Source organism: Segatella copri, from assembly GCF_019249765.2.
Taxonomy (GTDB): Bacteria; Bacteroidota; Bacteroidia; order Bacteroidales; family Bacteroidaceae; genus Prevotella; species Prevotella copri_K.
The window spans coordinates 2,532,762-2,559,084 of record NZ_CP152484.1 but is presented as its reverse complement, the minus strand read 5'-3'; the positions used below and the strand labels follow the sequence as shown (position 1 = coordinate 2,559,084).

Here is a 26,323-nt window from a genome sequence, read left to right as displayed (position 1 = left end):
TTCTAATATTTCTCCAAAATCTTATTCAGTAAGAAGGTGGCATTCTGGTTTCTTGCCACGCCCTTCTGTATCTTATAAGTATAGGTAACATCTGTGCCTAAATCTATCTCGAAACAATAGTTATGGAATTTTCCTGATGCATCATTCTCCATCTTGGAGAGCTCCAGATCGTGGGTAGCGATGATGCCGCTCACCGGCTGCTTGGCAATGGCTTCGAGGAACTTTCTCGAACCATTCAGCTTATCCAATGAATTCGTTCCCTTCAGAATCTCATCCAGAATAATCAGCGTTCGGAGTGGCTCCTTATTGTCTTCTCCACTTTCCTTGCAGCACTTTCCCTCAGCACTTTCCCTGCAGAACTTCAGCAGCTCCTCCAGTCTTATCAGCTCAGCATTAAAGTAAGAGATGCCATGCGTCAAATCGTCGGTGGTTCTCATGCTCGAGAACAATCTGAAACGGGAAATCTTCAGCTGATCCGCAAACACCGGCATACCCGCCATTGCCAGGATATAGTTCACGCCCAGCGAACGCAGGAAGGTACTCTTTCCCGCCATGTTGGCTCCGGTGATGATATAATAGTTGTCGTCCTTGATGGTGAAATCGTTCTTCACCGCCTTGGCACCCAGGAAAGGATGATAGAGATTCTTACCCTCGAACACGATTTCCGGACTTCCGATTCCTGCATTTTCAGAAACATCGCTTTCGGTATCTGCTTCCGGACTTCCCGAAACAAATTCCGCCTCTTCTGCCTCCGGATGATTATATCTGAAATCCGCCATCGAAACCATTGCATCCATCTCGCTGATGATATGCATCCATTCCTCCATCTTCACCATATAGGTATTCTTCCATTTCAGGAAACTGCGAACCAGGAAGAAATCGCTCAGCATGAAGGCATCGGTGAAGAAAAGACCGAGGAAATTGCCTCTTCTGTCATACCCCTTCAATATCTTTTCCAGTTGGGCAAAGGAAGGCAGGGCATCTGCTAGGGAATTCTGCATCTCCTTGCCTGATTCGCTATGGAAATTGCGCCTGTTGATAAGCTGAAGTATCTGGGCATAGGCGATGAGCTGATGGCGAAGCTTGCCGCCATTGCTATCTATCTTATCAAGTGTCTGCTTGCAGACGAAGAATACCACCATGTATTGAACCAACACCCACCACAAGGCGAAATCCACCGAAAACATATTGCATATCGACAAAATCACGGAACCAACGACTCCGATAATCAGCAGCCATCCGATAACGAGCGATACCGGAGACCCAAACCATGCCGGCACCTCCATCTTCGAAACCTTCTGCATCGCATCCATCACCGCAGCAGAATCAATCTTTTTCATCTTGCCATTCACCATTTTGCCATCCGCAGTTTGGCTTCTGTTCTTTTCGCCAAGTGCCAGGAATTCCATTCGCCAGTTTTCGCCTTCTCCAGCCAATTCCTTCTGCAAATCCCTTCTTCTTTTGATATCCTCTATGCCCAAAGGCGTTTCCCTGGTAAGATTCCTGGCGAGCGCCTCCGAACCGCCAGAAGTGATGGTTCGGCAGATACGGTTGAACAGCGAACTCTTGCCGAAGACATCGAGGTCGACGGAATAAGGATGCTGCGGATTCTGATAGCAATCGCCCGTTTCGAAAGGTGAGAAATCGCCCTCCCAAGCCTTGATTTCGTCCTGATAAACCTTGAGCAAAGCCGAAAGATGCTCTATCTTCTCCTTATTTTTGTCGTCAAGTCGTCTGATTTCCAGATAGGCAATCAGGCACAGCACCGCCCCCAACAGATAGTTCTGTGTATCCCCATCCAATGCGAAATAGCAAATCAGGAAGGCGAGGATGCCGCCAAAAGCCAGCAGCTCGCCCGTTATAAATCCCGTATTCTTACGCTTCAGGGCAGCCACCTCAGAAGCGTATCGGCTTACATATTGTTGATAATTCTCCTTGATATTCATACTTTTTCTTTTTTTTCTTTTTTGATGTGCAAAATTAGGGATAAAATCTAGATTTCCAAAATAAATTCTCTCATTTTAAGTCTTTTATACTTATATTCGTGATAGGAATCTGGCTTTTATGAACCCTTGGCATTAAAAAGTGCTATGAAAATTTGGCTGTTCTATAAAAAATAAGTAATTTAGCACCGAAATAAAAATAGCTATTTAAATGACAAGCCAATGGGTACTTTCCATTCTATAGATGAATTGATTAAAACTCTTGACCGGGAAAAGGTTTTGCTGAAGGAGATGTTTGCCAAGCGACATTCCCTTCAGTTTCGTTATGACTATGCCTTGGAAATGACCGAATACAAGGAGGAGCGCATCCGATATTTGATAGAAAATGGAGTGATTCGTGATACGGGCGACTGTCTGGAGATGGAAGACGTGTATCAGAAGTTCTTCGAGGATGTGCTGGAAGTGAACGAGGAAATCAATGTTTCTTCGGTGCGTGATTATATCTCTGTGTTGAATGAGAATATCGACTATTATCTCAAGGAAAATAACGAATCCCGAAAATATAAGTATCTCAAGGAGGTGCGCCGGTGCCTGAAGACCATAGCCCTTGCCACCGTTCGAAATGTGTTGGATTTGAAGCGTAATATGGATAATACTTATAAGAATGAGCCTAATTACGAAATCAAGAAAACGAAACTCCAGCGACTGAGCGAGAAGTTGAAGAACATATCTCAGCTCATCACCGAGAGCGAACGGGTGATAGATACTGATCAGCCCGTCTTCTTCTCCATGGCGATGGATGTGCGGATGAAAAACGTGGTGAATGATGTGTGCCTTCAGCTTAACGAGTCTTATCATAATCTGCTGGAGATAGAACGCCAGATTATCCAATACCTCAATATGATAGATTATCAGAACCGCATCTTCGAAAAGGTGAAGAAACTGAAATATCTGAAAGACCAGTTCCGATGGGAAGAGGCTACGGATGTAAGACAGGTTATTGCCACCCGAAATGCCGTATGGATGGAACCGCAACCCAAGTATTACATCAAGTTGTCGATAGATAATCTTCGCACATCCGATGAGGCTCTGCAATGCATCAGCATTCTTTCTGAAAAACTGAAAAAGAGGAAAGGCCGCCGGCTCGATTCTTTGGCAGAACCTATCCCCGATGATTATCTCAAAGGTAACAGGCAGAAGTTGGAGGCGGTGAATCTGCAGGAAATCTATAATGCCTTCTCGGCATCGAGTACCCATCTCTTTGCTTTCGTCATGAATTATCACTATGATAAGAAACAAAGCTGGGAAGATAAGCTCGTGTATTTTTGCCAGATAGCTTCGCAATATGTGGATAAGTTGAAGTTTACGGGTAATTATGCCGAATCGGATGGAGTAGAATATCCGATGATTCTCCCGAGATAAGAATGCTTTCTTTCCAGATAAAATAAGAAGACAGAACAATGAATAATTTGAATTATACAGAAGAAATCTTTAATATCCTGAGCAGGGGTGGATTTATATCCAACAATAGTGTTCAGACAAAAATCAAGCGATATTATGATGCCATCGAAGACCATCAGGCAGAATATGATGAGTACTATCAGGGCATCGGATTCCATCTGGAAGCAGGCGACGGCTACTTCTTTTTTACCCGTAAGGAAACCAAGGTTGATTTGCTGCGTAAATTAGAGGCGGTGAGCAAGTGGATAGATTATCTCACCTTTCTGAAGACTTATAATTCAGCTTTCGGAACCGGTTTGGTATTCTCTGCGGCGGATATCGTGGTAAGAATCAATTGCGATATGGAACTGAAGGATTTGGCAGGAAAACTCTTCAGCGAGAAAAAATCGTATGACGAGATAGTGGAGAAACTGATCAGTGAATTGGAACGAATGGGATTCGTTGAGCAGCAGGATGAAGTGGAGAAAACCTGGAAGGTATTGGCTTCATTCCATTATATCGAGGAGTTGATAGATGGCATATCGATTACTGATGATACTGACGAAAAAGAAGAGGAGGAACAGCCATGAGATATCTGAATAAAATCATATTTTTGAATAGTGCCCATATCCCATACGCCGAGGTGAAGCTCGATGGAAACGTTCATTTCATCGGCACCCAGGGTGTGGGCAAGAGTACCTTGCTCCGTGCGCTGCTGTTCTTCTATAATGCTGATAAGTTGCGTCTGGGCATCCCGAAGGAGAAGAAATCGTTTGATGCCTTTTATTTTCCATATCCCAATTCATATATCGTCTATGAGGTGATGCGTGAGAATGGAGCCTACTGTGTGCTTGCCTTGAAGAATCAGGGACGAGTGATGTTCCGTTTCATCGATGCCCCGTTTGATAGCAAATGGTTTATTGATGAGCGTAAGCAGGTGTATGGCGAGTGGAGCCAGATACGTGAGCAGGTGGGTAAGAAACATGATATATCTTCGCTGGTAAGCAGTTATGAGATGTATCGTGACATCATTTTCGGCAACAATCGACACCAGGAACTCCTGCCTTTCCGCAAGTATGCCATTGTTGAGAGTGCCAAGTATCAGAATATCCCCCGCACCATCCAGAATGTCTTCCTCAATACCAAGTTGGATGCCGATTTTATCAAGAATACCATCATCCGCTCGATGAGTGATGAGGATAACAGCATTGACCTCAACTTTTATCGTGAACAGATCAAGGAGTTTGAACAGGAGTATAAGGATGTGAGCCTCTGGACGAAGAAAGAGAAAAATGGCGAAGTGCTGATTCGCCGCATAGCCGATAAGGTGATAGATGCGTATCGCACCTTGCTGAACAATCGTCGCCTGATTGGCGAGGGGCGCAGGGAACTCAATTATGCAGAGCATATGGCACAGGAACTCCTGCCGCAATATCGTCTTGATATCCAGGAAAGTGAAGCGGAATGCAACCGGGTAAGTCGCCTGATAGGTGAGGAACAGGAAAAATATGGAAAGGAGCGTGATAAACTCTCCCGTGAATTGGGCGTATTCGATGCGCAGCTAAAGAAAACTGCCGCCAAGCGCAAGCATTATGAGGAAATTCATATAGAAGATATCTTGCAGCGAGTAGAGCAGGAAACCATCATAGAAGATGAGCGCAGGCGACAGGAAGCGATGAAGGCAGAACTGGAGAAATCCTATCAGAACGTGGTGGATAAGTATAAGGCTCTGCTCGAACAGCTGGATATGGATTTGCGTGCTTTCAGAAACAGCAAGACCACCTTGCTCAATGAACATCAGGCAGCCTTGATGACCCAGAAGGAAACGCTGATGCAGGAATGGAGAAAGGCTGAAACGGAAACCCGAGAGGTGTTTCAGAAGAAGATTTCGTCTGTGGATGAGATGATGGCGCAACTGGTGCATGAGGAAACTGCCTTGAAGATTCAGAAGGCAAAGGTGGCTCACGAGAATCCTTTTGCCCGGGAGATGGAGACAAACGAACAGGAGTTAGCCGAATTTACAGCCAGACAATTTCAGGTAGAAACCGAGATTAAGGAAGTGGAACTGCGCATTGAAACCTTGCGTCAGGAAGCTGAGAAGGAATTGGAGATAGCAGAACTGAAATACCAGGCTTCGCTCGATGAACCCAAGAAGCAGAAAGCGGATGTTGAGGCTGAAATCAGAAAAATTCAGAATCTCCTGGAGAAGAGCAAAGGCTCGTTTTCCGAATGGCTCGACCAGAACAGAAAGGGATGGCAGGAGAATATCGGAAAAGTGGTAGATGAGGAGGCGATACTATATAATAATGTATTGAATCCGCAATTGGTTGCCGATTCTTCGTCATCATTATCTTCTTCGTCTTCATCGTCTTCATCTTCATCATCAACCTCTGCTTCTCTCTATGGTGTAAGCATCAATCTGGCAGCGGTAGAGCGAAAATTCAGAACTCCCAAGGAATTGAAGGAGCAACTCGCAGAAAAAGAACAACTTCGTGCAGACATCATCAAGCTGCTGAATGATTTACAGAACCAGCATGAGGAGGACAATAAAAACTTGAAGGGGAAATATCAGCTTCAGATAAGAAAGCTGAATGAATCGCTTTATGCTAAAAAGGCTGAAATGCAACTGCTGCCTCAGACGGAAAAGAAGCTCAAAATGCAAGCGATGGAGTTGAAAAACCGTTTGGAGAAATGGCGCAGCCAACAGATGGCTGAATTGGAAGATAAGCAGAATGCGCTGGTTGCCGATAAGGTGAAAAAGGAAGAACTGAAGCACCAGCTGGAGACGGATTTACTGCGCAAACTGAAAGCGCATCAGGCGGAATACAACCGGCAGGTTAAGGTGGAGACTCAGAAATATGAAGTCTTTGCCCAGGATATTCGTACCCAGATAGAAGATAAGCAGAACCAGATGGATGCCCGTAGACTGGAAATCATGAAAGCACAACACGATGAACTGCATGGCAAGGGTATGGATACCCAGGCTTTGGATGCTTACAACAAGCGCATAGCAGAACTGGATGCTGAATTGGCGTTTATCAGGAATAATCGTGATGTGGTGGCGGTTTACCGAAACGACAAGATAGAACTCTTTGACCAGGAATCTTCCGTAAGACAGGAACGGAAAAACAAGGCTGAGGCTTTGATGACGATTGAAGATAAATTCAGGCAGCGCAGTGAAAGACTCAAGCTGCAATTGTCTGTGGCACAGGAAAAACTGGCTGAACAGCAGGCTGCTTTAAGAAAGCTGGAGGCGGGCTTGAATGCAGTAAAGAACTTCCGGAGCGATGCAACCTTGTGCCCGTTGGGTAGTAGTGAGATTGGGGAGAAAATCACCACCAAGGATTGTCTTGCCATCGTAGAAGAGCTGAAGCGCCAGATATATGAGGATAGCCGTACGCTCGACAATTTCAAGAAGCAATCGCAGCAGTTCCTGGGTATGTTTTCTGCTCACAACACCTTCCATTTCAATGTAAGTCCGGTAACGGAAGAGGAGTTCATCGCCTTCGCATCCAATCTCTGCGAGTTTGTGGATAATGATAAAATCTCGGAATATCAGAAGCGCATCAGTGGAAGATATACCGACATCATCTTCCGAATCTCCAAGGAGGTGGGTGATCTTACCCGAAGGGAAGGCGACATCGGCAAGACCATCAACGATATCAACCACGATTTCGAGGAGCGGAATTTCGCAGGTGTTATCAGGGAAATCGCCTTGCGCCCGTTGAAGAGCAACGATCAGCTGATGATCCTCCTCTTGCGAATCAGAGACTTTGCGGAAGAGAATCAGTTCAATATGGGAGAGATGGATCTCTTTGCCACCGAGTCACGCCAGGATGTGAATGCCAAGGCGGTGAAATATCTGCTTGCTTTCATGAAGGGGCTTCTGGATGAGCTTAACCGCAAGCAGTTGCAGGTGGCTGATACCTTTAAGTTGGAGTTCCGCATCAAGGAAAACGATAATGATACGGGATGGGTAGAGAAGATAGCAAATGTGGGCTCTGATGGCACCGACATTCTGGTGAAGGCGATGGTTAACATCATGCTCATCAACGTGTTTAAGGAGAAGGCATCGAAGAAATCGGGTGATTTCAAGATTCATTGCATGATGGACGAGATAGGCAAGTTGCATCCTAACAACGTGAAGGGAATCCTCGACTTTGCCAATCGCCGCAACATCCTGCTGGTAAACAGTTCTCCAACTACCTATAATGTGGAGGATTACAAATACACCTATCTGCTCAGCAAGGACAATAGGGCAAATACAAAGGTAACTCAATTAATCAAGAGATTATAAAACCTCTCGTGTATGGAAATATCGGCTGATATGATATACTGGATAAAATGAAATACTGGATGATATGGAAAAGTTAGGATTGGGCGATGCCCGACAGATATTGGCAATGTTGAAGGGTGAGGAGATAGCTTCGTCAAAGCTGTCTCCTCGCCTCACGGCTTTGCTGAGGCAGGAAGGGCTCCTGATGTTGAAGAACAATGGCAGTAGATGCAAATATCGCATAGCCGAGGCCATGCGAGAGAGTTGCCGTACCTTATTGGTTCAGGATTTTGGTTTGAAATGTTCTTTAGAAGAATGGATTTCCGCTTCTTCCTCTATGCAGACGAGGGCTGATATGGTTAGGATGGTAGGTGATTCAAAGGCTAAGAAGGTAAATACATTTCGTGGTTTTCTGGTAGATTGCTATGTTCAGATAGATGCTATGCTTGATGGAAAGCCATTCATACTTCAGCCGATGGAGGGCAGTTCCGTTTTCATCAATCAGCCGGATCGTTTCGAGATACCGGAAGACGTGATAGTTGTGGGTATGGAGAATGCTGAGAATTTCATGCAGATTCGGTTGCAGCGTTGGCTTTTCGATGCCCTGTTTCCTGGCAGGCAACTCCTGTTTGTCTGCCGTTATCCACAGGAAAACCTGGAGCATCTCAGGTCATGGCTTCTCCGCATTCCCAATCATTACATTCATTTCGGCGATTTTGATTTGGCAGGAGTTCATATTTATCTTTCAGAGTTTTATGCCCATCTGGGTAATCGGTCTTCCTTCCTGGTGCCATCTGATATCGAGGAAAGATTGGCCGAAGGCAATGCCGCGCTTTACAATCAGCAATATGCCAGATTCAGGAATATGGCAGTAACGGATGTCCGCCTTCAACCGCTGGTCAATATGATTCATCATTATCGCAGGGGATATGAGCAGGAGGGGTATATTTTTCCATAATTGCTTGAATTAAAATGCTGCAAAGATACGAAGATTTTGGGGAACTCAATTAAAAATAGCAGAAAAATTTGGAGGTTACACAAAAACATCGTATTTTTGCATTAAAATAGTTTGAATAATGAGCAAGTATAATTTTAATATAGACAATTATCATGCTATAGGGCATGCTGATATCGAAATAGTGGGTATCACAGTTATTGTGGGTAGCAATGGCTGTGGAAAAAGCACTATGTCCCGTTGGTTGTATTATATCGTCAATACATTGTCTGTGTTAGACAGTTTCTTTTTCTCTGATTTCAGAGATGTGATTATCAAATCATTAGAGAAATATTCTAATGCGCTGGATGATATCTCAAATTATCTGGATGATGATAAAAAACGATTTTTTGACCATACCTTATCATTAATGACAATGGTAACATTGAGTAATGGTGGTGTGGAGAAGCTCGATTTTTATTATAAAAGAGCGATTGGTTCACTTGATGACATGCTGGTTAACTTTCTTCAGAAAGAGCAGAATCCTCAGCAGGTGCGTCGAGTGCTTAATCTTTTTGGGATTACTGAACAAAATCATGTTCATGAGGATATAGAACGAAATTCCATTCAGTTGTTTTCTGAATGTCTTCAGAAATATGAAAACAACAAAAAAAATCGTCCCATCAGTTACTTGAAAGAGAAAATCGCTTCTGTATATCGGGAAAAGGATGGCTTTCCTGCTAGCATAAGCTTTAAGGAAGATGAAGTGGAATTGCTTGTTGATAGACTTGGAAAGATATATAGTTTAAATAATGCCATATATATAGGAACACCTGCAGCTATTTCTCTTCGTCAATCAGATAGGGTTCTGATGACTTCCTTGGCACATAAAGTGGTTCATGTAAATGAAAAAGGAAGTGAGATTACCGGCAAACAGGAATTACTTCATTCTATTAATAAAATGATAGATGGTTCTATTGTAGAAAAAGAAAATTTCGATGCTGTTGATTTAGTTTATCACAGCAACAATGGTAAGGATATTAGAATTGAAGATATAGCATCGGGCTTCAAACCGCTGGTTTATATGCTTCGTCTGATAGAAAACGGGTGGCTGACAGAAAACACTTTGTTGGAGATTGATGAGCCTGAAACAAATCTTCATCCACAATGGGTGGTTGAGTTGGCGCATCTTCTTGTTCGCATCAACAAAACATTTGGAACCAAGATACTCATCACGAGTCACAATCCCGATATGGTATCGGCTATCAGGTATATCTCTGAAAAAGAGGGCTTGTTGAATACTACTCGTTTTTATCTGGCAGAGCAAAGTGAAGGTACAGACTCGTTCTACTATAAGAATTTGGGCTGTGACATCGAACCTGTATTTGAATCATTCAACAAGTCTTTTGATACTCTTCAGAAATACGTAGAGAATTATGGCGAAATTTAAGATTGGCAATTATCAGGGAATCAAGATTGATTGTTGGACAGCAAAAGATTTAGTCGGCTTGCATCATTTGATGAAGCAGGAGGGATGCCCAAATTCAGAAAATCTTTTCTCTGACACAGATAAGGCAATAGAACTTGATGATGTTCAGAGACGAATTTCTCAAAAGCATCATGCTGATAAGAAATCTTCTGCAGATATGCTATTGCATGTGAATGATAAGAGATTACTTTTGGCCGATGCAAAATTCCGACTAAGCAATACCAGGAATTTGGATTCAAAGGAGATAGCAAAAAAGGTTAGTGAATCAAAGGCAATGGTTACTTCTAACTATTCTTTTGATAACAGTTTCTATGTTTTGCTGACAAAGAAAGCTACAACTCCTTCCAATTTAAATAGGCTTAGAAGAAATGTAGGAAATAATCCAAATTATCAATTTATGGATGCCGTTGAATTTCATAAACTGTTCGAGGATTAATGTTTGAACTCCGTTCCTGATGTCTTGAAAACTCAGAAACGGAGTTTTTTATAACTTTTTTCTAGTATTATGATTTTTTCTCTATCCATTTATTATAGGATACATTCTCCTCTTTCCACTTATCATTTGCTTCCGCCTGATTCTTCGGATACCCGATGATGAGGGTGTTGAGCGGAATCATCTTCTTGGGCAGATGCAGCAATTGCTGCATTCCCTCGTATCGTTCTTTCAGGGGATAGAGGGCTGTCCATACACCGCCAAGTCCCAGGCCGTGAGCCATCAGCAGGATGTTCTCCGTGGCTGCCGAACAGTCTTGAATCCAGAACTCCTGCTCTGTGCCTTCCAGCGTCTTGTCAAGGCATCCGCAAACCACGATGGCGAGCGGTGGCATGTCTGTATAACTTCTCACCGATGTACGGCTCATGATATTTTCAAAAATCTGATTCTTTTCCATCATTTTGCTGCATTTCTAATTTTATCTTATGCGGCATTATTTATCAAGAAACGCCGCATATTTTGCGGCAAAGATACGAAAAAAACGCCGCATCGCCAAATTATTTCGTTTTTATCGCCCGATACATTCTATAGTATGCGTATATATAAGCCGATGTTGTGGTTATCATACTGATGAGATTCATGCAGGTGAAGGCTGCCTGCTGGGTGTTACCTGCCAGATAAAACACTGCAACAGGGAGTATATTTGAGCATATCAGCCATACCATGAAAACCAGGATAAGGGCTATGCCCAGTTTGCGCATGTTGCCCCTGTGCTTGCTGCACAGATGACAGCCGGCTACCAGGGAGGCGATGACGGAAATCAGGCCCATCGTGCTTTCTGTCCAGGTGAGTATGGAAGCCATTTGGGTAATCTGTCCGTTCTGCATCATCTTTACGAGATGAAGATTGAAGCATTGGCCCAGGATGAATGAGAGCCCATAGTAAAGTACCATCAACTCGCTGCAGCGTCGTAGCAATTTTACGCCTGCCGGTAGCGTGTAGCGGAATATTCCCCATAAAGCTATAGGGACGAGCTGCAAGACCAGTTGCTTGATGGTAACCAGGATGGGACTTATTGGAATCAGGATGGGACTTGTTCTGAAGGATAAGCCCGCTTGTCTGCAAACAGAAAATGCCAGCGAAAACAATGCGAAAATGCAATATGCATACATGGCATATTGTGCAATGCGATTTATATCTATAGAATAACTTTTTCTTTCCATAATTCTACGTTTGATGATTTTATAAACAGCTTATCTTGCATAAAGTCATTGCAAAGATACGAAGTTTTTGGGAAATTCTAGCAAAATAGGTGGAAAATGTTTGGCTATTATGATATATACTTGTTAAAAGAATGGCGGAGAGACCGATAAAAACTCTTAAAAATCATAACGTATCTTCTTGAATACCAGTATTTGTTGCTATCTTTGCACGGTATATACTAATAACGCTACGTGGATAAATACTAATAGCGCTACATGGGTATATACTAATAGGAATATAAGTTTAATCATGAGTAATATGAAGAAGATTTTCTTAGGATTGGCAGCAGCACTGATGTTGACTGCCTGCAATGAGAACAGACAGCCGGAGGCAATGACCAGCGTTGACTCTGCAAGTGTGGTAACCGATTTGATGATGAGTCGCAGAAGCATCCGTGCTTACAAGGATTCCGTCATCAGCCGCGATACCCTAAACGAGATTCTGAAATGCGGCATCCATGCGCCAAACGGGCAGAACCTGCAGTCGTATGAAATCAGAGTGATAGATTCTCCTGCTCTCATCGATTCAATCACCCAAGCCGTGGTAAAGGATAATCCTAAGATAGCAGAGCGCAAGGGCTTCAAGAACATCTTCGTGAATGCTCCATGCGTGGTTTGCATCGCTTACGATACTACTTATGATATGGCGCAGATTGATTGCGGTTTGCTTGGCGAGAACATCATTCTTGCAGCATGGTCAAGGGGCATCGGTTCCTGCTGTCTGGGCAGTTCTGCCCGTTGGATATTGGATTCGCCGTCAGCCAAGCCTTACCTCGACCACATGGCATTCTCTAAGAATTATAAGCTGCTCTACTGCATCGCCCTGGGTTATCCTGACGAATCGCCAGAGGCAAAGTCAAGACGCCAGGACATGATTAAGTTCATGGATTAAGACAGATGAAGGTTGATGTCCTGTTTCAGGACATCAACGTTTCTCTCCATAACCCAACAAAAAAGGCATGGCGCAAATCACTGCGCCATGCCCCAATAAAAGAAAACCTTATAGTCAAAATAGAAATTAGCGATTCTAATTCTTATTCCGGTACTAATCTTTTCTAGTACTTTGCATTCTGAGGGTCGAAGTTAGTCCAACCGCTCATCCAGTTGGTGCTGCCATCGAAGGCTCCGATGTAGCTTACGGTGTCGAAACCTGTCCAGCCGGCGAAACTTGCAGCTCCAAGCAATGGACTGCCGGCGATAGGAGTATAACCATCTGTGCCAACCAATGACGCCCAACTGTCAAAATACTTGTTGCTTGGCTCTGAGAAGAAGAAGGTGTTGCTGTATGACTTCTGATTCTTGTCGAGATCCTTCTTGTTGGCTGCATCATAGAGGTAATCCTCATACTTCTTGTTGGCATCTGTACCAACTGCATCCATACCAGCGAAATATACATTCTGAAGCTTGAATTTGCCATCCTTGGCATCCTGTACGGTATTTCCCTTTTCACCATCAATAATCAAACCAATAGGCCAGCCTAAGGCTACTGAGTTGATGCAGTTGAGGTTAGAAGAACGGCGAATCTGCATGGCTGCCTGGAACTTGCCGAGAGCTGACCCGTTGTTTGGATTGTATGCTCCGGCAGTGATATAATCTGTGGTGTTCTGGAACTTAGAATCCAATACTTTAGGACCTACGAAGGTGATGTTAGAGAAGGTTGCCTTGGTACGAGGGTCCACGGTAGCACCATCAGCGCAGTTGTCGCTCTCGAAACCGTTGCTCTGAGAGGTATCGGCTATCTTGCTGTCGCGCAGAGAAAGACCATACTGCACCTTTCCTGAGAAACCGTTATCGGTATCGAAATCATCATCCCAGCCCTTGTAGGCTACGAGATACTTGCAGTTTACTGTACCGCCAAACCACTCGAAGGAATCATCATTGGAATAAGATACCTGAACGTGGTCAATCTCTGTGCCTGAACCTACAGAACCGAGAGTCAAACCATTAATCTCCTTATCCTTCTGGAATGGATAACCGGCAAACTCGATGCGTACATAACTCAAGGCTCCTGAGTTGTCAGCATCATCTGCGCCACCATGCTTGGTACGAGGACCACCCTCTATCTGTTGCTCAGTCTGGTTGTTCTTAGCCTTGCCGCAGAGAATGATGCCACCCCAATCGCCAGGTTTTCTGCTGCCGGCAGCCTCTTCAGATGTAAAGATGATAGGCTCTGTGGCTGTACCCTTGGCGATGAGCTTGCCGCCGCGCTCTGCGATGAGTGCCGCCTTGGTCTGCTTGTCGCCCTTGATGATCGTTCCCGGTTCGATGGTAAGTTCAGCACCATCTGCAATATATACCCATCCCTTGAGGAGATAAGTGCCTTTCTTCAAAGTCTGCTTGCCTGTGAAGACGAATTCCTGGTCGCCGTTGCCAATCTGTGTTCCGTTGGCGTTTTCCTTGTCATCTGTTCCGAAGAGGATGTGGTCGCAAGCCTTCAAGCCGCCATTGGTTGTCCACTTGTAAACTACTTCTGGTCCTGGATTTGGAGAAGGAGTTGGATCGTCATTGTCACTGCTGCAGCTGCTCAACATGGCAGATGCTGCGAGGATGCCCATGCATCCTAAAAAATACATCTTGTTCATCATTGTTTTCTGTTTTTATTAAACAAACATCTAATATTTTCTTTCTCTAAAATTTATAGATTGCCTGCAAACCGATGTTTCTGCCCGGTTTGTAGCATCTTGCAATTTCTTCCACCTGCTTCTTGCTTCCGTCGCTATATGTTACATCAGCAAACTGCTTGTAATATATCTTTTCTGCAAGAAGATCTCTTACATTGAGCTTCAGTTCCAGATGGTCTCCGAATTTCTTTGCCAGAGAGAAGTCGATGGTGTTGCGGGGCATCTCGTAGCTGTGAGGCACTCGGGAATTGGAGTCATCGCCTGTGCTTCCCTCGCTTCTGCCCACACCGATGATTCGCTTGCCTATGCGGTTGTAGAGCAGGGCGATATCCATCTTCAAAGGCTCGTTCTTATAGAAGATGCCGGTGTTGATGAGGTATGGCGACTGACCCTGCATTGGTCTGTTTTCTTCCTTCGATTCCTTCTCAAACTGCACCTTGCTCTTAATCAAGGCACCATTAAACGACCAGCTGAAATCCTTCAATCCGATGAATCCGAGATTCTTTCTGATGTCCAGCTCCACACCATAGTTGTTGGCACTCTTCGCATTCTTGTAAGAATAGATGAGGTCTGTGCCGCCTGCCACCGTATAGGTCCACTCGATAGGAGAATCGAAGTGCTTGTAGAAGACTGCCAACGAAATGAGCTCTCCACGGGATGGATACCACTCATATCGCAGGTCGAGGTTATCGACATAACAGTTCTTCAACTCAGTGTTTCCCTGCACATTGCTGGCAAGGTCGAAGTCGTAATACACCGACGACGATACTTCACGGAATTCTGGGCGGTTAATACTGCGGCCATACGACAGTCGCACCTGATGCTGGTCGCTGATCTTATATGTTGTATTGAGAGATGGAAAAACATCATCGGTCTTGTAATGACGGCTCGATTCACTCTTCTCGTAGTCACGGGAATTGGAGATGAGTTCCATATCATTATGCTCGAAGCGGACACCGGCGTGGATGCCGAGTTTGCCAAAGGGGAGAGACATCGCCAGGTATCCGGCGCCTAAGGTGTTGTGTCCGCGGTAGTTATTGCGCATCTGCTTTTCCTCCAGAAGATACAGCTTGTCGTAACCCATGTTCGCCTCATTGGAGAGCAGGGTAGGGATGTCGCTGTGGCGGAAGTCGGATGGCATGTTGTTAGCTGAAACATTCCAATTGTAGATGAAGTTGCGAGTCTGGTATTCTCGGCTGCGGTACTCTCCATAGGCACCCACCTGCAAGTATGGCTCAAAGTTGCCAAACTTGAGGTGATGCTTATCATTAATACCAAGAGAGAGAATGTGTTCGTCGAGTTGAGTCCACTCGCGCGATATGTCGTTGCCGGTGCTCAGGGCATAAACGCCCGATTCAAGAGCATCGTCGATGAGGTATCTACGACGGTCAGGCAAATGGCGGTTGGCATACGCATACCCGATGCTCCAGTCAAGGGCATCGCTAGTGAAGGTGTGCTTGCCGGTAAGCTGACCGTTATATGTTGTTCGACTGCGGTAGTAATACTCTGCGCTTCGCTCCAGGTTCGACTGGGCGCTCACGCCTTCACGCCAGGTATATCGGCTCGTAGCCAACTGGTTGAAGATGTTCTTGAGCTGATACTTGTGGTTGCCGTCCTTGGAAAGGAAGGTGAAGTTGAGCATTGCTCCGAGTCTCACGTTATTATTATACTGGTCGTCAACAGAATGACGAAGATAGTTCGGCTTATCGTTGGCCGCATCATAGATGCCATAGAGGTTGTTCTCCATGTTCTCGTAGGTGCGGTATTCGTTGGTATAGTTCAAGGCAGCGAGCATGCCGAGTGTTCTTCCGCCCAGCATCCAGCGCTGGTTCAGGCTGGCTGCCAGTTTCAAGTCGCCCAAAGGCTTCTTGTTCTTGATGAGCCAATCGTTGTTAAGCCCGTTGCCCAGGAGCGAAGTGGCATAATCGCCCACCGGTTTTCCGTTGGCATCGAGCTGCGGATTCTGGTCAGCATGGATGCCTCCGTTCAGGTTTCTCAGTCCATTGTCGAACCCTAGAAAATCGGTTCCGGAACCTTTTGAGTAAGAAAAGTCCTTGAAGGCAGAAGATGTATTCCAGTTTCCGCCCACGGCGATGTTGAAACTGTTTTCTGCCGGAATCTCCTTGGTGTTGACGATGATGAAACCGCCTGAGTAGTCGGCAGGATATTCTGCCGATGGCGACTTCACGATGGTGAGGTTGTCAATCTGCGAACTTGGGATGATATCGAAGGAGAATGCCCTGGAATCAGCCTCAGAACTAGGCACTGCTCCTCCGTTCACCCACACATTGTTATAACGCTGTGACAATCCACGAACCATTACGAATTTATCGTCGATGAGGCTCACGCCTGGCACTCGGCGTATCACCTCACCCGCATTCGTATCCTGAGTTCTGGATATTTCCTGTGCCGAAACATTGCTCACGATGACGGGACTGTTTTTGGCCACCTGTATCATTGCCGCATCCGTATTACGCCTTTCCACTGCGGTAACGGTCACCTCCTTCAGCTGCTGTTCATCAGGTTGCAGCGCAATCACCTGGTCTGCGTCCTTCGCCTGAACCCCGTCAATTTTTTGAGTCTTATATCCTACATAGTTAATATATAGTGTATATGTCTTATCTTTCTTCATTCCATCGATCTGGAAGTTTCCGTCGATGTTGGTGATAGCCTTCACGTTGGTTCCATCCACAGTGACGACTGCGCCGATGAGTGTCTCTTTCGATTTCTGGTCGATAACCACACCCTTAATCTGTTGCGCCCACGTTGGCATGCTAGCCGCCGAGAGCAATCCTAATACAATAATTCCCCTTTTAGCATTCATAACCTATATCGTTTGATTTCGGTTGCAAAGGTACGGCAGTATTATTACATCGCGATTGCGATGAGGTTGAAAGGCATTGACGAAGCTGCGACAAAGATGTTACGGCATGTTTTTCCTGTAAAATGATATGAGGGTGAGCCATAAATGCATGGCTCACCCTCTTTTGAATTTCTTTGATTCGTAGTTTATTTGTAAGAAGTTTGTGTCATTGTGAAGTTTGATTGAATCCGGTTTTCTCTGCAGACCAGGTTTCTCATTTGCATTTTTCTACTTTCATCTCTGTAAAAGTAGCAGTAAATGAATGGTCTACAGGACTAGCTGCGTATAATCCGAACGAAATTTCTCCATCTCCCTTGACTAAATGAAATGCGCGCATCTGATGAAAATTAACACCGTCTGTACTGGTTTCTATATAGTAGTCACTTTCTCTGCGGCTAAGGCGATACCACATTTCCTTGATAGAAGAAGATATGTCGTGTGTGGCCCAATCGGAGTATCCGTTGTTTGTTACAACACTGCCCAATCTTTGATATTCCTCATTCTCGTATTCTATTGATGCCTTCATCCAATTATCACTATCAAGATAGATAGCAATACCGCATTGATCAAATAGGGCAGAACTATTGAACGATGTCTTGACGGTGAAAGAAAAGAACTTGTCTGAAGTCTTCATTTGCAACACCGGAGCATTGTCATTGCTGAACCCATAATAGGTACGCTGCCAAAGATCTGTGTGAGGTTCAGAAACGATTGTAATCAGAGAGTCTGTAACCGTATATTGTTTTGGCTCTCTAATCCAAAACAGGTTTTCTGCCACAAATGGCTTTAAAATTGAATCTTTCTTTTCCATATTTGATTTATTTTTTGTTGCAGATTGTGATTTCTGCGCATTTTGACATGATAACAGGCTACAGCATGCAAGCAGAAGCCATGTCAGTCTATTAATCCTAACCTTTTTGCTTTATGGCATGCTTCGGTGGTATTATTCACTCGAAGTTTGGCTATGATATTCTGTCTGTGACGATCAACGGTATGCTTGCTTATCTCCAATCTGTCTGCAATCCTTTGGAATGGGATGATGATATCATGCGGAAAAAGGTAAGTTCTTGCAGGCAACGCTTCTTCCAGTCATCAGGATGAATCCTACTGAAAATTTCTTCTTCCCATACGGAATCAAGCGTCTGTATTGAATTTGATTGACCTAGTCCCAATACTTCGCACGACTTTCCGAAGAAAATATAACTTTTATCAGTACGCAGATTGCTGAATACGGCAATGGAGTTTTCACAGATAGAATATCCCTGTGCAGCAAGACAAAGGCGCTGCTCTTCGTCTCGTGCATATACTCCATCTTTTTGTTGATGGAACTTCTTGATCAATTTATCATCTAATTCTATCATAATCATTCTGTTTGTTTGGCTGCAAAATTAATCAATATTCTTTTGTGCAGCAAATAAATGCTTATGTTTTTTATCATGTATGGTTATAAATCAGTATGGATAAGGTCGTTGTCCGATGTAGAAGTAAGGAAGTCGTGCATCAAAGAAGTGTTTGCCTTTTTCGGGAATTTGAATCTTGAAAAATGGCATAAATACGCTGATTTTGGGGTGAAATATATCTTTTTGCTATGCAAAACGGCAATTATTGTGATTTTTGTTTGGTAGTTAATGGATTTTATATTACCTTTGCATCTGAATACATATTTTATATAAAACTTGTAAAGGATAACTGGCAATATATAAAGAGGTGTATTCAAGATAAAGAGAGATAATAATTATAAGAAGAGACAGATATTATGAGAATGAAGGTTTTATTTGCTTCCCTGTTGCTGGCTGCTTCGGGGCAAGTGCTGGCACAGTCTTCCGCACAGGTGGGGGGCAGGTCTTCGATGAGAACGGAGACCCTGTAGTAGGTGCCCAGATCATGGTGAAAGGTTCCAAGACCGGAACCGTGACCGACATTGACGGTAAGTTCAGCTTGCCAAGTGCTAAAAAAGGAGAGGCGATAGTCATCACCTATCTCGGTATGGATTCCCAGACATTGAAGGCGGCTCCAGGTATGAAGGTAAGCATGCACTCTCAAGACCGCCAGCTCGACGAAGTGATTGTTGTGGCTTATGGTGAGCAGAAGAAATCCTCTTTCACGGGTTCAGCAGGCGTAGTGGATGCAGATAAAATTGCCGTGCGTCAGGTAACCAATGTGGTAGATGCCCTCAATGGTCAGGTAGCGGGTGTGCAGATGATAAATACATCTGGCGATCCGTCTTCTACCCCTACCATCCGTGTACGCGGTATCAGCTCAATCAATGCAGGTCAGGATCCGTTGATCGTGGTAGATGGTGCACCTTATTATGGTTCCTGGAGTGACATCAACCCAGCGGATGTGGCATCTGTTACCGTGTTGAAAGATGCGGCAAGTAATGCACTCTACGGAGCCCGTGGTGCCAATGGTGTCATTATGATTACCACCAAGAATCCGCAGGTGGGCAAGACCGTCATCACTGTTGATGCCAAATGGGGCAGCAATAGCCGTGGCTCTCAGACTTATGATATGATTTCAGATCCCGGTCAATATTATGAGACACACTATAAGTCATTATATAATTACTATACCAATGGCAAGGGTATGTCAGCTTATGCAGCTCATGTGGCTGCCAATAACGCAATTGGTGGTTCTTCAGAAAAGGGCGGATTGGGTTATATCTGCTACAATGTGCCTGAGGGACAGTATCTCATTGGCGATAATGGAAAGCTGAATCCTAATGCCACATTGGGCAATAAAATCTCTTATAACGGAAAGGACTATACGATTAGTCCGGACGACTGGCTCAAGGCGGCTTACCGAAACACCCTCCGACAGGAGTATAATATGAATGTGAATGGTGGAAACGACAATTCCCAGTTCTATGCTTCATTGGGCTATCTGGATAACCCAGGTATCGCATACGGATCTCAGTTTAAGCGATATACTGCACGCCTGAAGGCTACCTATAAGGCAAATGAATGGCTGAAGGTGGGTGGTAACGTAAACTATGCCCATACCGTTACAGACAATGCCACAGAGGTAGATTCTGATGGAAACAATAGTACTACCAATACCTTCTACATGGTCAATACCATTGCTCCTATCTATCCGCTGTATCTCAGAGATGGCAATGGCAATATCATGACCGATGATAATGGTAAGATATATGATTATGGTAACGGAATGAATGCAGGCTTGAATCGCCCTGTACTCTCTCAGCTCAACCTGTTGAAGGATGACCAGCTTCAGGCATCCCATTCTGTAGGCAATACTTTCGGTATCAATGGTTTCGCAGACATAACCCCGACATTTGTCAAGGGGCTGAAAATTACCTTGAACGGTACGGTAGATGACTATGAATATCGCTATCAGAGTACCAAGCAGCCTTATTATGGATTTGGTGCAACGACTTATCCTAATGGTGAGGTAACCGTAGGACATTACCGTTATTATACAGTCAACTTCCAGCAGTTGGTAAACTATGCCCGTTCTTTTGGTCTGCACAACATGACATTGTTGTTGGGTCATGAGAACTATAAGCAGACTTATGAATACGTATATGGCGGCCGTTCCAACATGTTCTCTTTCAAGGAAAACCATGAGTTGGCAGGTGCTATCACCAATGAGCCTACATCTTCCAACCAGACCAATTACAACACCGAAGGTTTCTTCTTCCGTGGCATGTATGATTATGATGGCAAGTATTTCGGTCAGGTATCTTATCGCCGTGACGGTTCATCCCGCTTCTCTCCAGCCCATCGCTGGGGCGATTTCTATTCTTTCGGTGGTGCCTGGATACTGACCAAGGAAGATTGGATGGCAGGCACCAAGTCTTGGCTCGACATGCTGAAGGTGAAATTCTCTTTCGGTCAGCAGGGTAACGATGCCATCGGTAACAACCGTTATCTGGATACTTATGGCATCGGTAGCATGAATGGCGACATGGCGCTGACCTTTGCTTCAAAGGGTAATGATAAGATTACCTGGGAGACCAATACCAATATCAACGCAGGTCTTGAATTCGAACTCTTCAAGGGTCGTCTGACCGGTGATGTGGAGTATTTCTACCGCAAAACCACTGACATGCTCTGTTTCATCAGCGTGCCTATGTCAATGGGTTATGCAGGCTATTACTCTAATGTGGGTAACATGGTGAACCGTGGTGTAGAACTGAATCTTGCAGGAGATGTAATCCGCACCAAGGATTTTGCGTGGAACATCAATCTCAATGCCACACACTATACCAATGAGATAACGAAGCTTTATGAAGAGAACAAGAACGAGATGCTGAGCGGATATGCTGGTTATCATAACGGTTCTTATTATTATGGTGAAGGATTGCCTATCTACACCTGGAGATTGAAGAAATATGCGGGTGTAAATGAGAAAGGAGAATCCACATGGTATCTTGAGAACGAAGATGGTTCGTTGGGTAAGTCTGCAAAATGGTCGGAAGGCTCTTACTTTGCCTGTGGCGACCCTACTCCTGATTTTTATGGTGGCTTTGGCACATCGTTGTCGTTTAAAGGTATTGATGTCGGTGTGAACTTCACTTATTCCATCGGCGGCAAGTCTTACGATTCAGGTTATCAGAGTCTGATGAGTGTTCCTTATGATAGCTGGACAGGTTTTAATTTCCATAAGGATATGCTGGATGCCTGGTCTCCAAGTAACAGAGAATCCAACATCCCTCGCCTCCAGTATAATGATACGGATGCAAGCTCATCTTCTGACCGCTTCCTGATCAATGCAAGTTACCTCAACCTGCAGAGCATCAATATCGGTTATACCTTGCCAAAGAGCCTGACACGTCGTTTGGGCTTGACTAAGGTTCGTGTCTATGGTGCGGCAGACAATGTCTATCTGTGGAGCAAGCGAAAGGGATTCGATCCTCGCACAAGTTTCACCGGCTCACCTAGCAACGAGCAGTATGCGTTTGTTCGTACCATCTCTGGTGGTATTACACTTCAATTTTAAACTGTTAGATAAGGAGATTTTTATATAGATTAAGGAGAATTTTATATGATGAACAATATATTTCGCAAGGTTTCTCTGTTCACAGTAGTGCTCTCTTCATGCTTGATGATGCAGAGCTGTCTGGAGGAGGAACTGCCAAAGGATTATGCAACAGGCAGTCAGGTGCAGGGGTCTGAGACGGCTCAGCAGGGCTTGCTGACCGGCTTGAGTGCCTATATGGTAAAGAGTGGTGTGTATGGCGACGGTTCGGCTTACGACAACGGTTATCCCAGCCAGATGATTATCCGTGATGTGATGACAGAGGATTTTCCGGTTTACAATGCAGATTACGACTATTTCTCATATATAGAGAATGGTAAGGGACTCCGTAGCCCATTCAATTACACCTATTTCTACTATTATGGTTTAGTGAACAATGCCAACAGTATCATCTCGTCGCTCGATGTGGAAGGAGCATCTGAATCAGCAAAGGCGTCTGCCGGTGTAGCTTATGCTTACCGTGCTTTGGCATACCTGGATATGGCAAGAATGTTTGAATTCAAGAAGACCGGATACTCTGACTTTGATGCCAAAGCAGCCAAGATAATGGGACTTACCGTGCCTATCGTGACCGAGAAGACTACAGGCGAGGAGGGTAAGAACAATCCTCGTGTACCTTATTATACCATGTATCGCTTCATCCTGCACGACCTGAATAAGGCTGAGGCATACTTGAAGGGCTATAAGCGTACGGGCAAGGAGCAGCCGGATGAGAGCGTGGTAGATGGTTTGAAGGCACGCTTCTGGTTGGAACTGGGTTCTCGTTTTTATGATTCGGCAGATGATCTGACAGCCCAGTTGGCTCATGAGAATGATGCTGACGGCTATGATGCCTTGGGCATTACGGCGGTTAATGACTGTTTTGCCAAGGCTGCCTCATATGCACAGGCTGCCATCGACAATTCCGGTTGCCAGCCAATGTCTCAGAGCGAATGGTATAATAAGAAGACAGGTTTCAATACTGCTAATTCTTCCTGGATATGGAAGGCTTCGCTGGGAACAAAGGAGCAATTGGGCAGCTGGTTCTATTCCTGGATGGGTACGGTATCTTCTGAATCTACCGCATTCTCCATGGGTGGTTATGGCAAGGCTTACCGTATGATAGGTGCTTCGCTCTATAATCAGATACCTGATGCCGACTGGCGAAAGAAGACTTGGGTTGCCCCTGAGGATGCTGGCAAGGCTGAGGTTCCGGCAGGCTATTCTACCTTGCTGGATGGAGCAGGATGGGCTAAACTGCCTGCTTACACCAACCTGAAATATCATCCGGGTTCAGGTAACTTGTCTGATCTCTATGTGGGCTGTTTGTGTGATATTCCATTGATGCGTGTAGAAGAGATGTATCTCATCTATATTGAGGCCATTGCCCATACAGAAGGGGTGGATGCTGCCAAGACCGTCTTGAATGATTTCATGAATGCTTATCGCTATACAGATGGCTCTTATGAGTGTCAGGCTACAGACATCGAATCACTTGAAGATGCCGTGCTGCTTCAGAAACGTATCGAACTCTGGGGAGAGGGACTGCTGTATTTTGATTATAAGCGTCTTAAGGAAGCTGTTGTCCGTACCTATACGGGTACCAACTTCCTGGAGAGTCACCGCTTGAATTCCAAGTATGGTTTCGTGGCTCCGTGGATGGATTGTTATATCCCTGAATATGAGAAGAGTTCTAATCCGGCTGTGGAACTGAATCCGGACCCTACAAGTGTGGTAGAGGCAAAGAGTGAGTAAATGAGGAGATTTTTCAATCTTTAAAATGGAATTGACAATGAAGAATATAAAGTTTTTTAGATATTTGGGACTTGCTGTCTCAGCTGGTCTCCTGTTGGGGTTCTCTTCCTGCAGCGATGACGATGATTATGCGCCAGGCAATCCTGCCCCAGACAATTGCATGGGAGCGTATTTTGATGCCGGCAATGCGGCAGAGTTTATTCTTACTCCAGACCAGGAAACCGTTGATGTGAAGGTTTGCCGTAAGGAAGCCGCTGAGGCTGCGAGTGTTCCTGTCAAGGTAGAGTATACTGATACAACTGCCATTCAGGTGCCTGCTACGGTTGAGTTTGCCCAGGGCGAGAAGGAGGCTACGCTGACCATTTCTGTAAAGGGCTTGACACCTAAAAAGAAATTTGGTTTCAAGATAGATGTCGATGAAGCCTATGCCGATCCTTATACCAAGCAGGATGGAAGCACGGTGCTGCAGTCAACGGTGCTGGTTTCTCAGTGGAAGAAAGTACTGGAGAATGTGCGGTTCTATTACGCAGGTTTCACAGATTTGCCTGTTACCTATTCTGATATCTACCAGCTGGAAGGTGTCAATCAGTTTTATATCACCAATATGTTGGGTTCGGGTGCTGATCTTTATTTCAAGATTAATGGCACTTTCAATGCCGATAATCTGGCTGATTGCTCCGGTGAACTGGTTCCTGTGGAAGGAAAGGGTGCTGCCATATATGACTATCAGACCTATAAGCAAAACTATATCGTAGCTGGTGTTGATTCTTCTACAGGCGACTATTTGTGGAACTGGACGGTAGGAGATGTAAATATCAACTCTTTCATGTGGTATGGTGGATATAGCTATAGTACCTATTCTTATATAGACTTCACACAGAAATACATCTATCTGAATGGATATATAGATTCCAGTGTTGAGCAGCAGTCTGTAAATGTGTATGGCGTTTGGTAGAAATACCGAATGATTTCCTAAAGATTTTGGACTTATGAAGAAGATTCTTATATTTTCTCTGATGTTGGCTTCTTTCCTTTGCTCTGAGGCAAAGGAAAGGAGCCTTCAGCAGAAATTGGAGATAGCCAGTGAGGTGCTGGGGGAGCGTTTGCCTTCTGTTGGCGGGAAAACTTCTCGTGGAGGAGTAGGTGAGAGCCTTCGGGTTATGCGACAGACGGATGCTTATACGGTTGTAGGACGCAACCGGAACGGATTTGTAGTTCTCGCCAATGATGATGCGTTCAAGGCTGTGATAGGTTATTCTGACGAGGGTACTTTTGGTGATAATCCTGCCTTGGGCTGGTTCTTGGCTAGAATTAATGACGCTTCACTTCGTGCTGCTTCTACGGGTTATCAGGTTATCCCTGCAGGTTGTAAGTCGAGTGTTGAGCATCTTATTGCCGTAAAATGGGGCCAGGATGCTCCTTTCAATAGCCAGTGCCCACAAGTAAATGGCAAAAACTGCTGGGTGGGTTGTGTGGCTACGGCTATGGCACAGATTATTTCTGTATACCAGTATCCATCCCGTGGCAAGGGTGTCGCTTCTTATAGCGTTGGCGATGAGAAACGTACTGCTATGCTGAGTATGGGAGAGTATAAGTGGACGGAGATGTTGCCTGCTTATTCGGGTAATAACTACAGTTCGGAACAGGCTGCCGCCGTAGCCAAGTTGATGTTTCATTGCGGTTGTGTGGCTGGTATGAATTATTCTCTTGATGGCAGTGGCGCATCTTTGCAAGATGCTGCGGCTGGCATGAAGAAGCATTTCGGCTATCTTACCCAGTATTATGGCTATAAGGATTATCCCCAGACCAATAACTATGATGATGCAGCCTGGAAAAAGGTTATTTATCGGGAATTGAGCGCCGGGCATCCTATTCTGTATGCCGGTACATCCAATAAGCAGGGAAACGACAAGGTGTCTTCCCATGCTTTTGTGCTGGATGGTTATGATGCTGATGGAAACGTAGGAGTAAATTGGGGCTATGGTGGTTTAGGTGATGGCTATTTCGACTTGAGCCTCCTTCCTCTGGAGTATACGGATAATGGTGTCTCCGTTGATGAGGAGTATCAGTGGTATCAGGAAATGGTGGTTATTCATTGCCCTGATGATGGTGAAATAGATTATGATTTGACTTCAGGATTAACTCCTGTTACCGATTTTACTAAGCCTTGCAGTTCCGATGTTTATGATATCAATGGCCGAAAGGTATCGCTCCCGGTGAAACATGATGGTATCTATATCCGTGGTGGCAAGAAATATATAGTAAAGTAGATTTCTCATCAATTGCAGATAATTAACAAATCCCGACAGGTATGTAACTACTCAGCA

19 protein-coding genes are annotated in these 26,323 nt (G+C 44.7%); 11 read left to right on the top strand and 8 right to left on the bottom strand.

From position 1 onward, the window contains the following. Positions 1–2: 2 nt before the first annotated feature. The gene (locus KUA46_RS11130; protein ID WP_218487331.1) at positions 3–1,946 is read right to left on the bottom strand and encodes a MutS-related protein; all 1,944 of its coding nucleotides are present in this window, start codon (positions 1,944–1,946) and stop codon (positions 3–5) included. Between the two features lie 219 nt (positions 1,947–2,165). Between KUA46_RS11130 and KUA46_RS11125 the strand changes: the two genes are divergently transcribed. From KUA46_RS11125 to KUA46_RS11100, 6 genes are all read left to right on the top strand, one after another. Then, on the top strand, positions 2,166–3,365 hold the full coding sequence (locus KUA46_RS11125; protein ID WP_218487330.1) for a hypothetical protein: 1,200 nt from the start codon (positions 2,166–2,168) through the stop codon (positions 3,363–3,365). A gap of 47 nt (positions 3,366–3,412) precedes the next feature. Further along, positions 3,413–3,973: a condensin complex protein MksE gene (locus tag KUA46_RS11120; protein WP_218487353.1), complete on the top strand. Its 561-nt coding sequence runs from the start codon at positions 3,413–3,415 to the stop codon at positions 3,971–3,973. After that, positions 3,970–7,680: an ATP-binding protein gene (locus tag KUA46_RS11115; protein WP_218487329.1), complete on the top strand. Its 3,711-nt coding sequence runs from the start codon at positions 3,970–3,972 to the stop codon at positions 7,678–7,680. Before KUA46_RS11120 ends, KUA46_RS11115 begins: the two co-directional genes overlap by 4 nt. A gap of 64 nt (positions 7,681–7,744) precedes the next feature. Continuing rightward, a complete protein-coding gene (locus tag KUA46_RS11110; RefSeq protein WP_218487328.1) occupies positions 7,745–8,617 on the top strand; it encodes a DUF7281 domain-containing protein in 873 nt (290 codons plus the stop codon). 118 nt (positions 8,618–8,735) lie between these two features. Beyond that, positions 8,736–10,043, top strand: a complete 1,308-nt coding sequence (locus tag KUA46_RS11105) for an AAA family ATPase (protein WP_218487327.1) — start codon at positions 8,736–8,738, stop codon at positions 10,041–10,043. Continuing rightward, positions 10,030–10,518 (top strand): hypothetical protein, encoded by a 489-nt coding sequence (locus tag KUA46_RS11100; RefSeq protein WP_117586386.1) that lies wholly within the window; start codon positions 10,030–10,032, stop codon positions 10,516–10,518. Before KUA46_RS11105 ends, KUA46_RS11100 begins: the two co-directional genes overlap by 14 nt. 67 nt (positions 10,519–10,585) lie before the next feature. Here KUA46_RS11100 and KUA46_RS11095 read toward each other — a convergent pair whose 3' ends face one another. Both KUA46_RS11095 and KUA46_RS11090 read right to left on the bottom strand, forming a co-directional pair. After that, positions 10,586–10,975, bottom strand: a complete 390-nt coding sequence (locus tag KUA46_RS11095; RefSeq protein ID WP_218487326.1) for a nitroreductase family protein — start codon at positions 10,973–10,975, stop codon at positions 10,586–10,588. Positions 10,976–11,072: 97 nt separating this feature from the next. Further along, positions 11,073–11,738 carry a hypothetical protein gene (locus tag KUA46_RS11090; RefSeq protein ID WP_153093280.1) on the bottom strand — a complete coding sequence of 222 codons (666 nt, stop codon included), beginning with the start codon at positions 11,736–11,738 and terminating at the stop codon, positions 11,073–11,075. A 298-nt stretch (positions 11,739–12,036) separates the two neighbouring features. Here KUA46_RS11090 and KUA46_RS11085 point away from each other — a divergent pair, with 298 nt between their 5' ends. Then, positions 12,037–12,669, top strand: a complete 633-nt coding sequence (locus KUA46_RS11085; RefSeq protein WP_218487325.1) for a nitroreductase family protein — start codon at positions 12,037–12,039, stop codon at positions 12,667–12,669. A gap of 163 nt (positions 12,670–12,832) precedes the next feature. Here KUA46_RS11085 and KUA46_RS11080 read toward each other — a convergent pair whose 3' ends face one another. From KUA46_RS11080 to KUA46_RS11060, 5 genes are all read right to left on the bottom strand, one after another. Then, entirely contained in the window at positions 12,833–14,362 is a 1,530-nt protein-coding gene (locus tag KUA46_RS11080; RefSeq protein WP_218487324.1) for a hypothetical protein, read from the bottom strand. 43 nt (positions 14,363–14,405) lie between these two features. Then, complete coding sequence (locus tag KUA46_RS11075) at positions 14,406–17,222, bottom strand: TonB-dependent receptor (protein ID WP_218487323.1); 2,817 nt, start codon at positions 17,220–17,222, stop codon at positions 14,406–14,408. A gap of 253 nt (positions 17,223–17,475) precedes the next feature. Beyond that, on the bottom strand, positions 17,476–18,072 hold the full coding sequence (locus KUA46_RS11070; protein ID WP_153114053.1) for a DUF1349 domain-containing protein: 597 nt from the start codon (positions 18,070–18,072) through the stop codon (positions 17,476–17,478). A gap of 83 nt (positions 18,073–18,155) precedes the next feature. Further along, positions 18,156–18,272 carry a LuxR C-terminal-related transcriptional regulator gene (locus KUA46_RS11065; RefSeq protein ID WP_194252989.1) on the bottom strand — a complete coding sequence of 39 codons (117 nt, stop codon included), beginning with the start codon at positions 18,270–18,272 and terminating at the stop codon, positions 18,156–18,158. Continuing rightward, the gene (locus KUA46_RS11060) at positions 18,263–18,622 is read right to left on the bottom strand and encodes a hypothetical protein (protein ID WP_153093275.1); all 360 of its coding nucleotides are present in this window, start codon (positions 18,620–18,622) and stop codon (positions 18,263–18,265) included. The genes KUA46_RS11065 and KUA46_RS11060 overlap by 10 nt, the downstream gene beginning before the upstream one ends. A gap of 523 nt (positions 18,623–19,145) precedes the next feature. Between KUA46_RS11060 and KUA46_RS11055 the strand changes: the two genes are divergently transcribed. From KUA46_RS11055 to KUA46_RS11040, 4 genes are read left to right on the top strand one after another with little or no spacing between them, the layout of a single operon-like run. Beyond that, on the top strand, positions 19,146–22,223 hold the full coding sequence (locus KUA46_RS11055) for a SusC/RagA family TonB-linked outer membrane protein (RefSeq protein ID WP_434725794.1): 3,078 nt from the start codon (positions 19,146–19,148) through the stop codon (positions 22,221–22,223). A 45-nt stretch (positions 22,224–22,268) separates the two neighbouring features. Next, positions 22,269–23,996 carry a RagB/SusD family nutrient uptake outer membrane protein gene (locus tag KUA46_RS11050; protein ID WP_153093273.1) on the top strand — a complete coding sequence of 576 codons (1,728 nt, stop codon included), beginning with the start codon at positions 22,269–22,271 and terminating at the stop codon, positions 23,994–23,996. A gap of 37 nt (positions 23,997–24,033) precedes the next feature. Beyond that, positions 24,034–24,951 (top strand): hypothetical protein, encoded by a 918-nt coding sequence (locus KUA46_RS11045; protein ID WP_218487321.1) that lies wholly within the window; start codon positions 24,034–24,036, stop codon positions 24,949–24,951. 34 nt (positions 24,952–24,985) lie between these two features. Next, complete coding sequence (locus tag KUA46_RS11040) at positions 24,986–26,266, top strand: C10 family peptidase (protein ID WP_218487320.1); 1,281 nt, start codon at positions 24,986–24,988, stop codon at positions 26,264–26,266. Positions 26,267–26,323 lie beyond the last annotated feature (57 nt).

Bases quoted from the DNA above. Each gene is read 5' to 3' on its own strand.
- KUA46_RS11040 (WP_218487320.1), top strand. From the start codon at position 24,986: ATGAAGAAGATTCTTATATTTTCTCTGATGTTGGCTTCTTTCCTTTGC.
- KUA46_RS11125 (WP_218487330.1), top strand. From the start codon at position 2,166: ATGGGTACTTTCCATTCTATAGATGAATTGATTAAAACTCTTGACCGG.
- KUA46_RS11115 (WP_218487329.1), top strand. From the start codon at position 3,970: ATGAGATATCTGAATAAAATCATATTTTTGAATAGTGCCCATATCCCA.
- KUA46_RS11050 (WP_153093273.1), top strand. From the start codon at position 22,269: ATGATGAACAATATATTTCGCAAGGTTTCTCTGTTCACAGTAGTGCTC.
- KUA46_RS11070 (WP_153114053.1), bottom strand. From the start codon at position 18,072: ATGGAAAAGAAAGATTCAATTTTAAAGCCATTTGTGGCAGAAAACCTG.
- KUA46_RS11130 (WP_218487331.1), bottom strand. From the start codon at position 1,946: ATGAATATCAAGGAGAATTATCAACAATATGTAAGCCGATACGCTTCT.
- KUA46_RS11100 (WP_117586386.1), top strand. From the start codon at position 10,030: ATGGCGAAATTTAAGATTGGCAATTATCAGGGAATCAAGATTGATTGT.
- KUA46_RS11075 (WP_218487323.1), bottom strand. From the start codon at position 17,222: ATGAATGCTAAAAGGGGAATTATTGTATTAGGATTGCTCTCGGCGGCT.
- KUA46_RS11095 (WP_218487326.1), bottom strand. From the start codon at position 10,975: ATGATGGAAAAGAATCAGATTTTTGAAAATATCATGAGCCGTACATCG.
- KUA46_RS11060 (WP_153093275.1), bottom strand. From the start codon at position 18,622: ATGATAGAATTAGATGATAAATTGATCAAGAAGTTCCATCAACAAAAA.
- KUA46_RS11045 (WP_218487321.1), top strand. From the start codon at position 24,034: ATGAAGAATATAAAGTTTTTTAGATATTTGGGACTTGCTGTCTCAGCT.
- KUA46_RS11110 (WP_218487328.1), top strand. From the start codon at position 7,745: ATGGAAAAGTTAGGATTGGGCGATGCCCGACAGATATTGGCAATGTTG.
- KUA46_RS11105 (WP_218487327.1), top strand. From the start codon at position 8,736: ATGAGCAAGTATAATTTTAATATAGACAATTATCATGCTATAGGGCAT.
- KUA46_RS11080 (WP_218487324.1), bottom strand. From the start codon at position 14,362: ATGATGAACAAGATGTATTTTTTAGGATGCATGGGCATCCTCGCAGCA.
- KUA46_RS11055 (WP_434725794.1), top strand. From the start codon at position 19,146: ATGGTGAAAGGTTCCAAGACCGGAACCGTGACCGACATTGACGGTAAG.
- KUA46_RS11085 (WP_218487325.1), top strand. From the start codon at position 12,037: ATGAAGAAGATTTTCTTAGGATTGGCAGCAGCACTGATGTTGACTGCC.
- KUA46_RS11090 (WP_153093280.1), bottom strand. From the start codon at position 11,738: ATGGAAAGAAAAAGTTATTCTATAGATATAAATCGCATTGCACAATAT.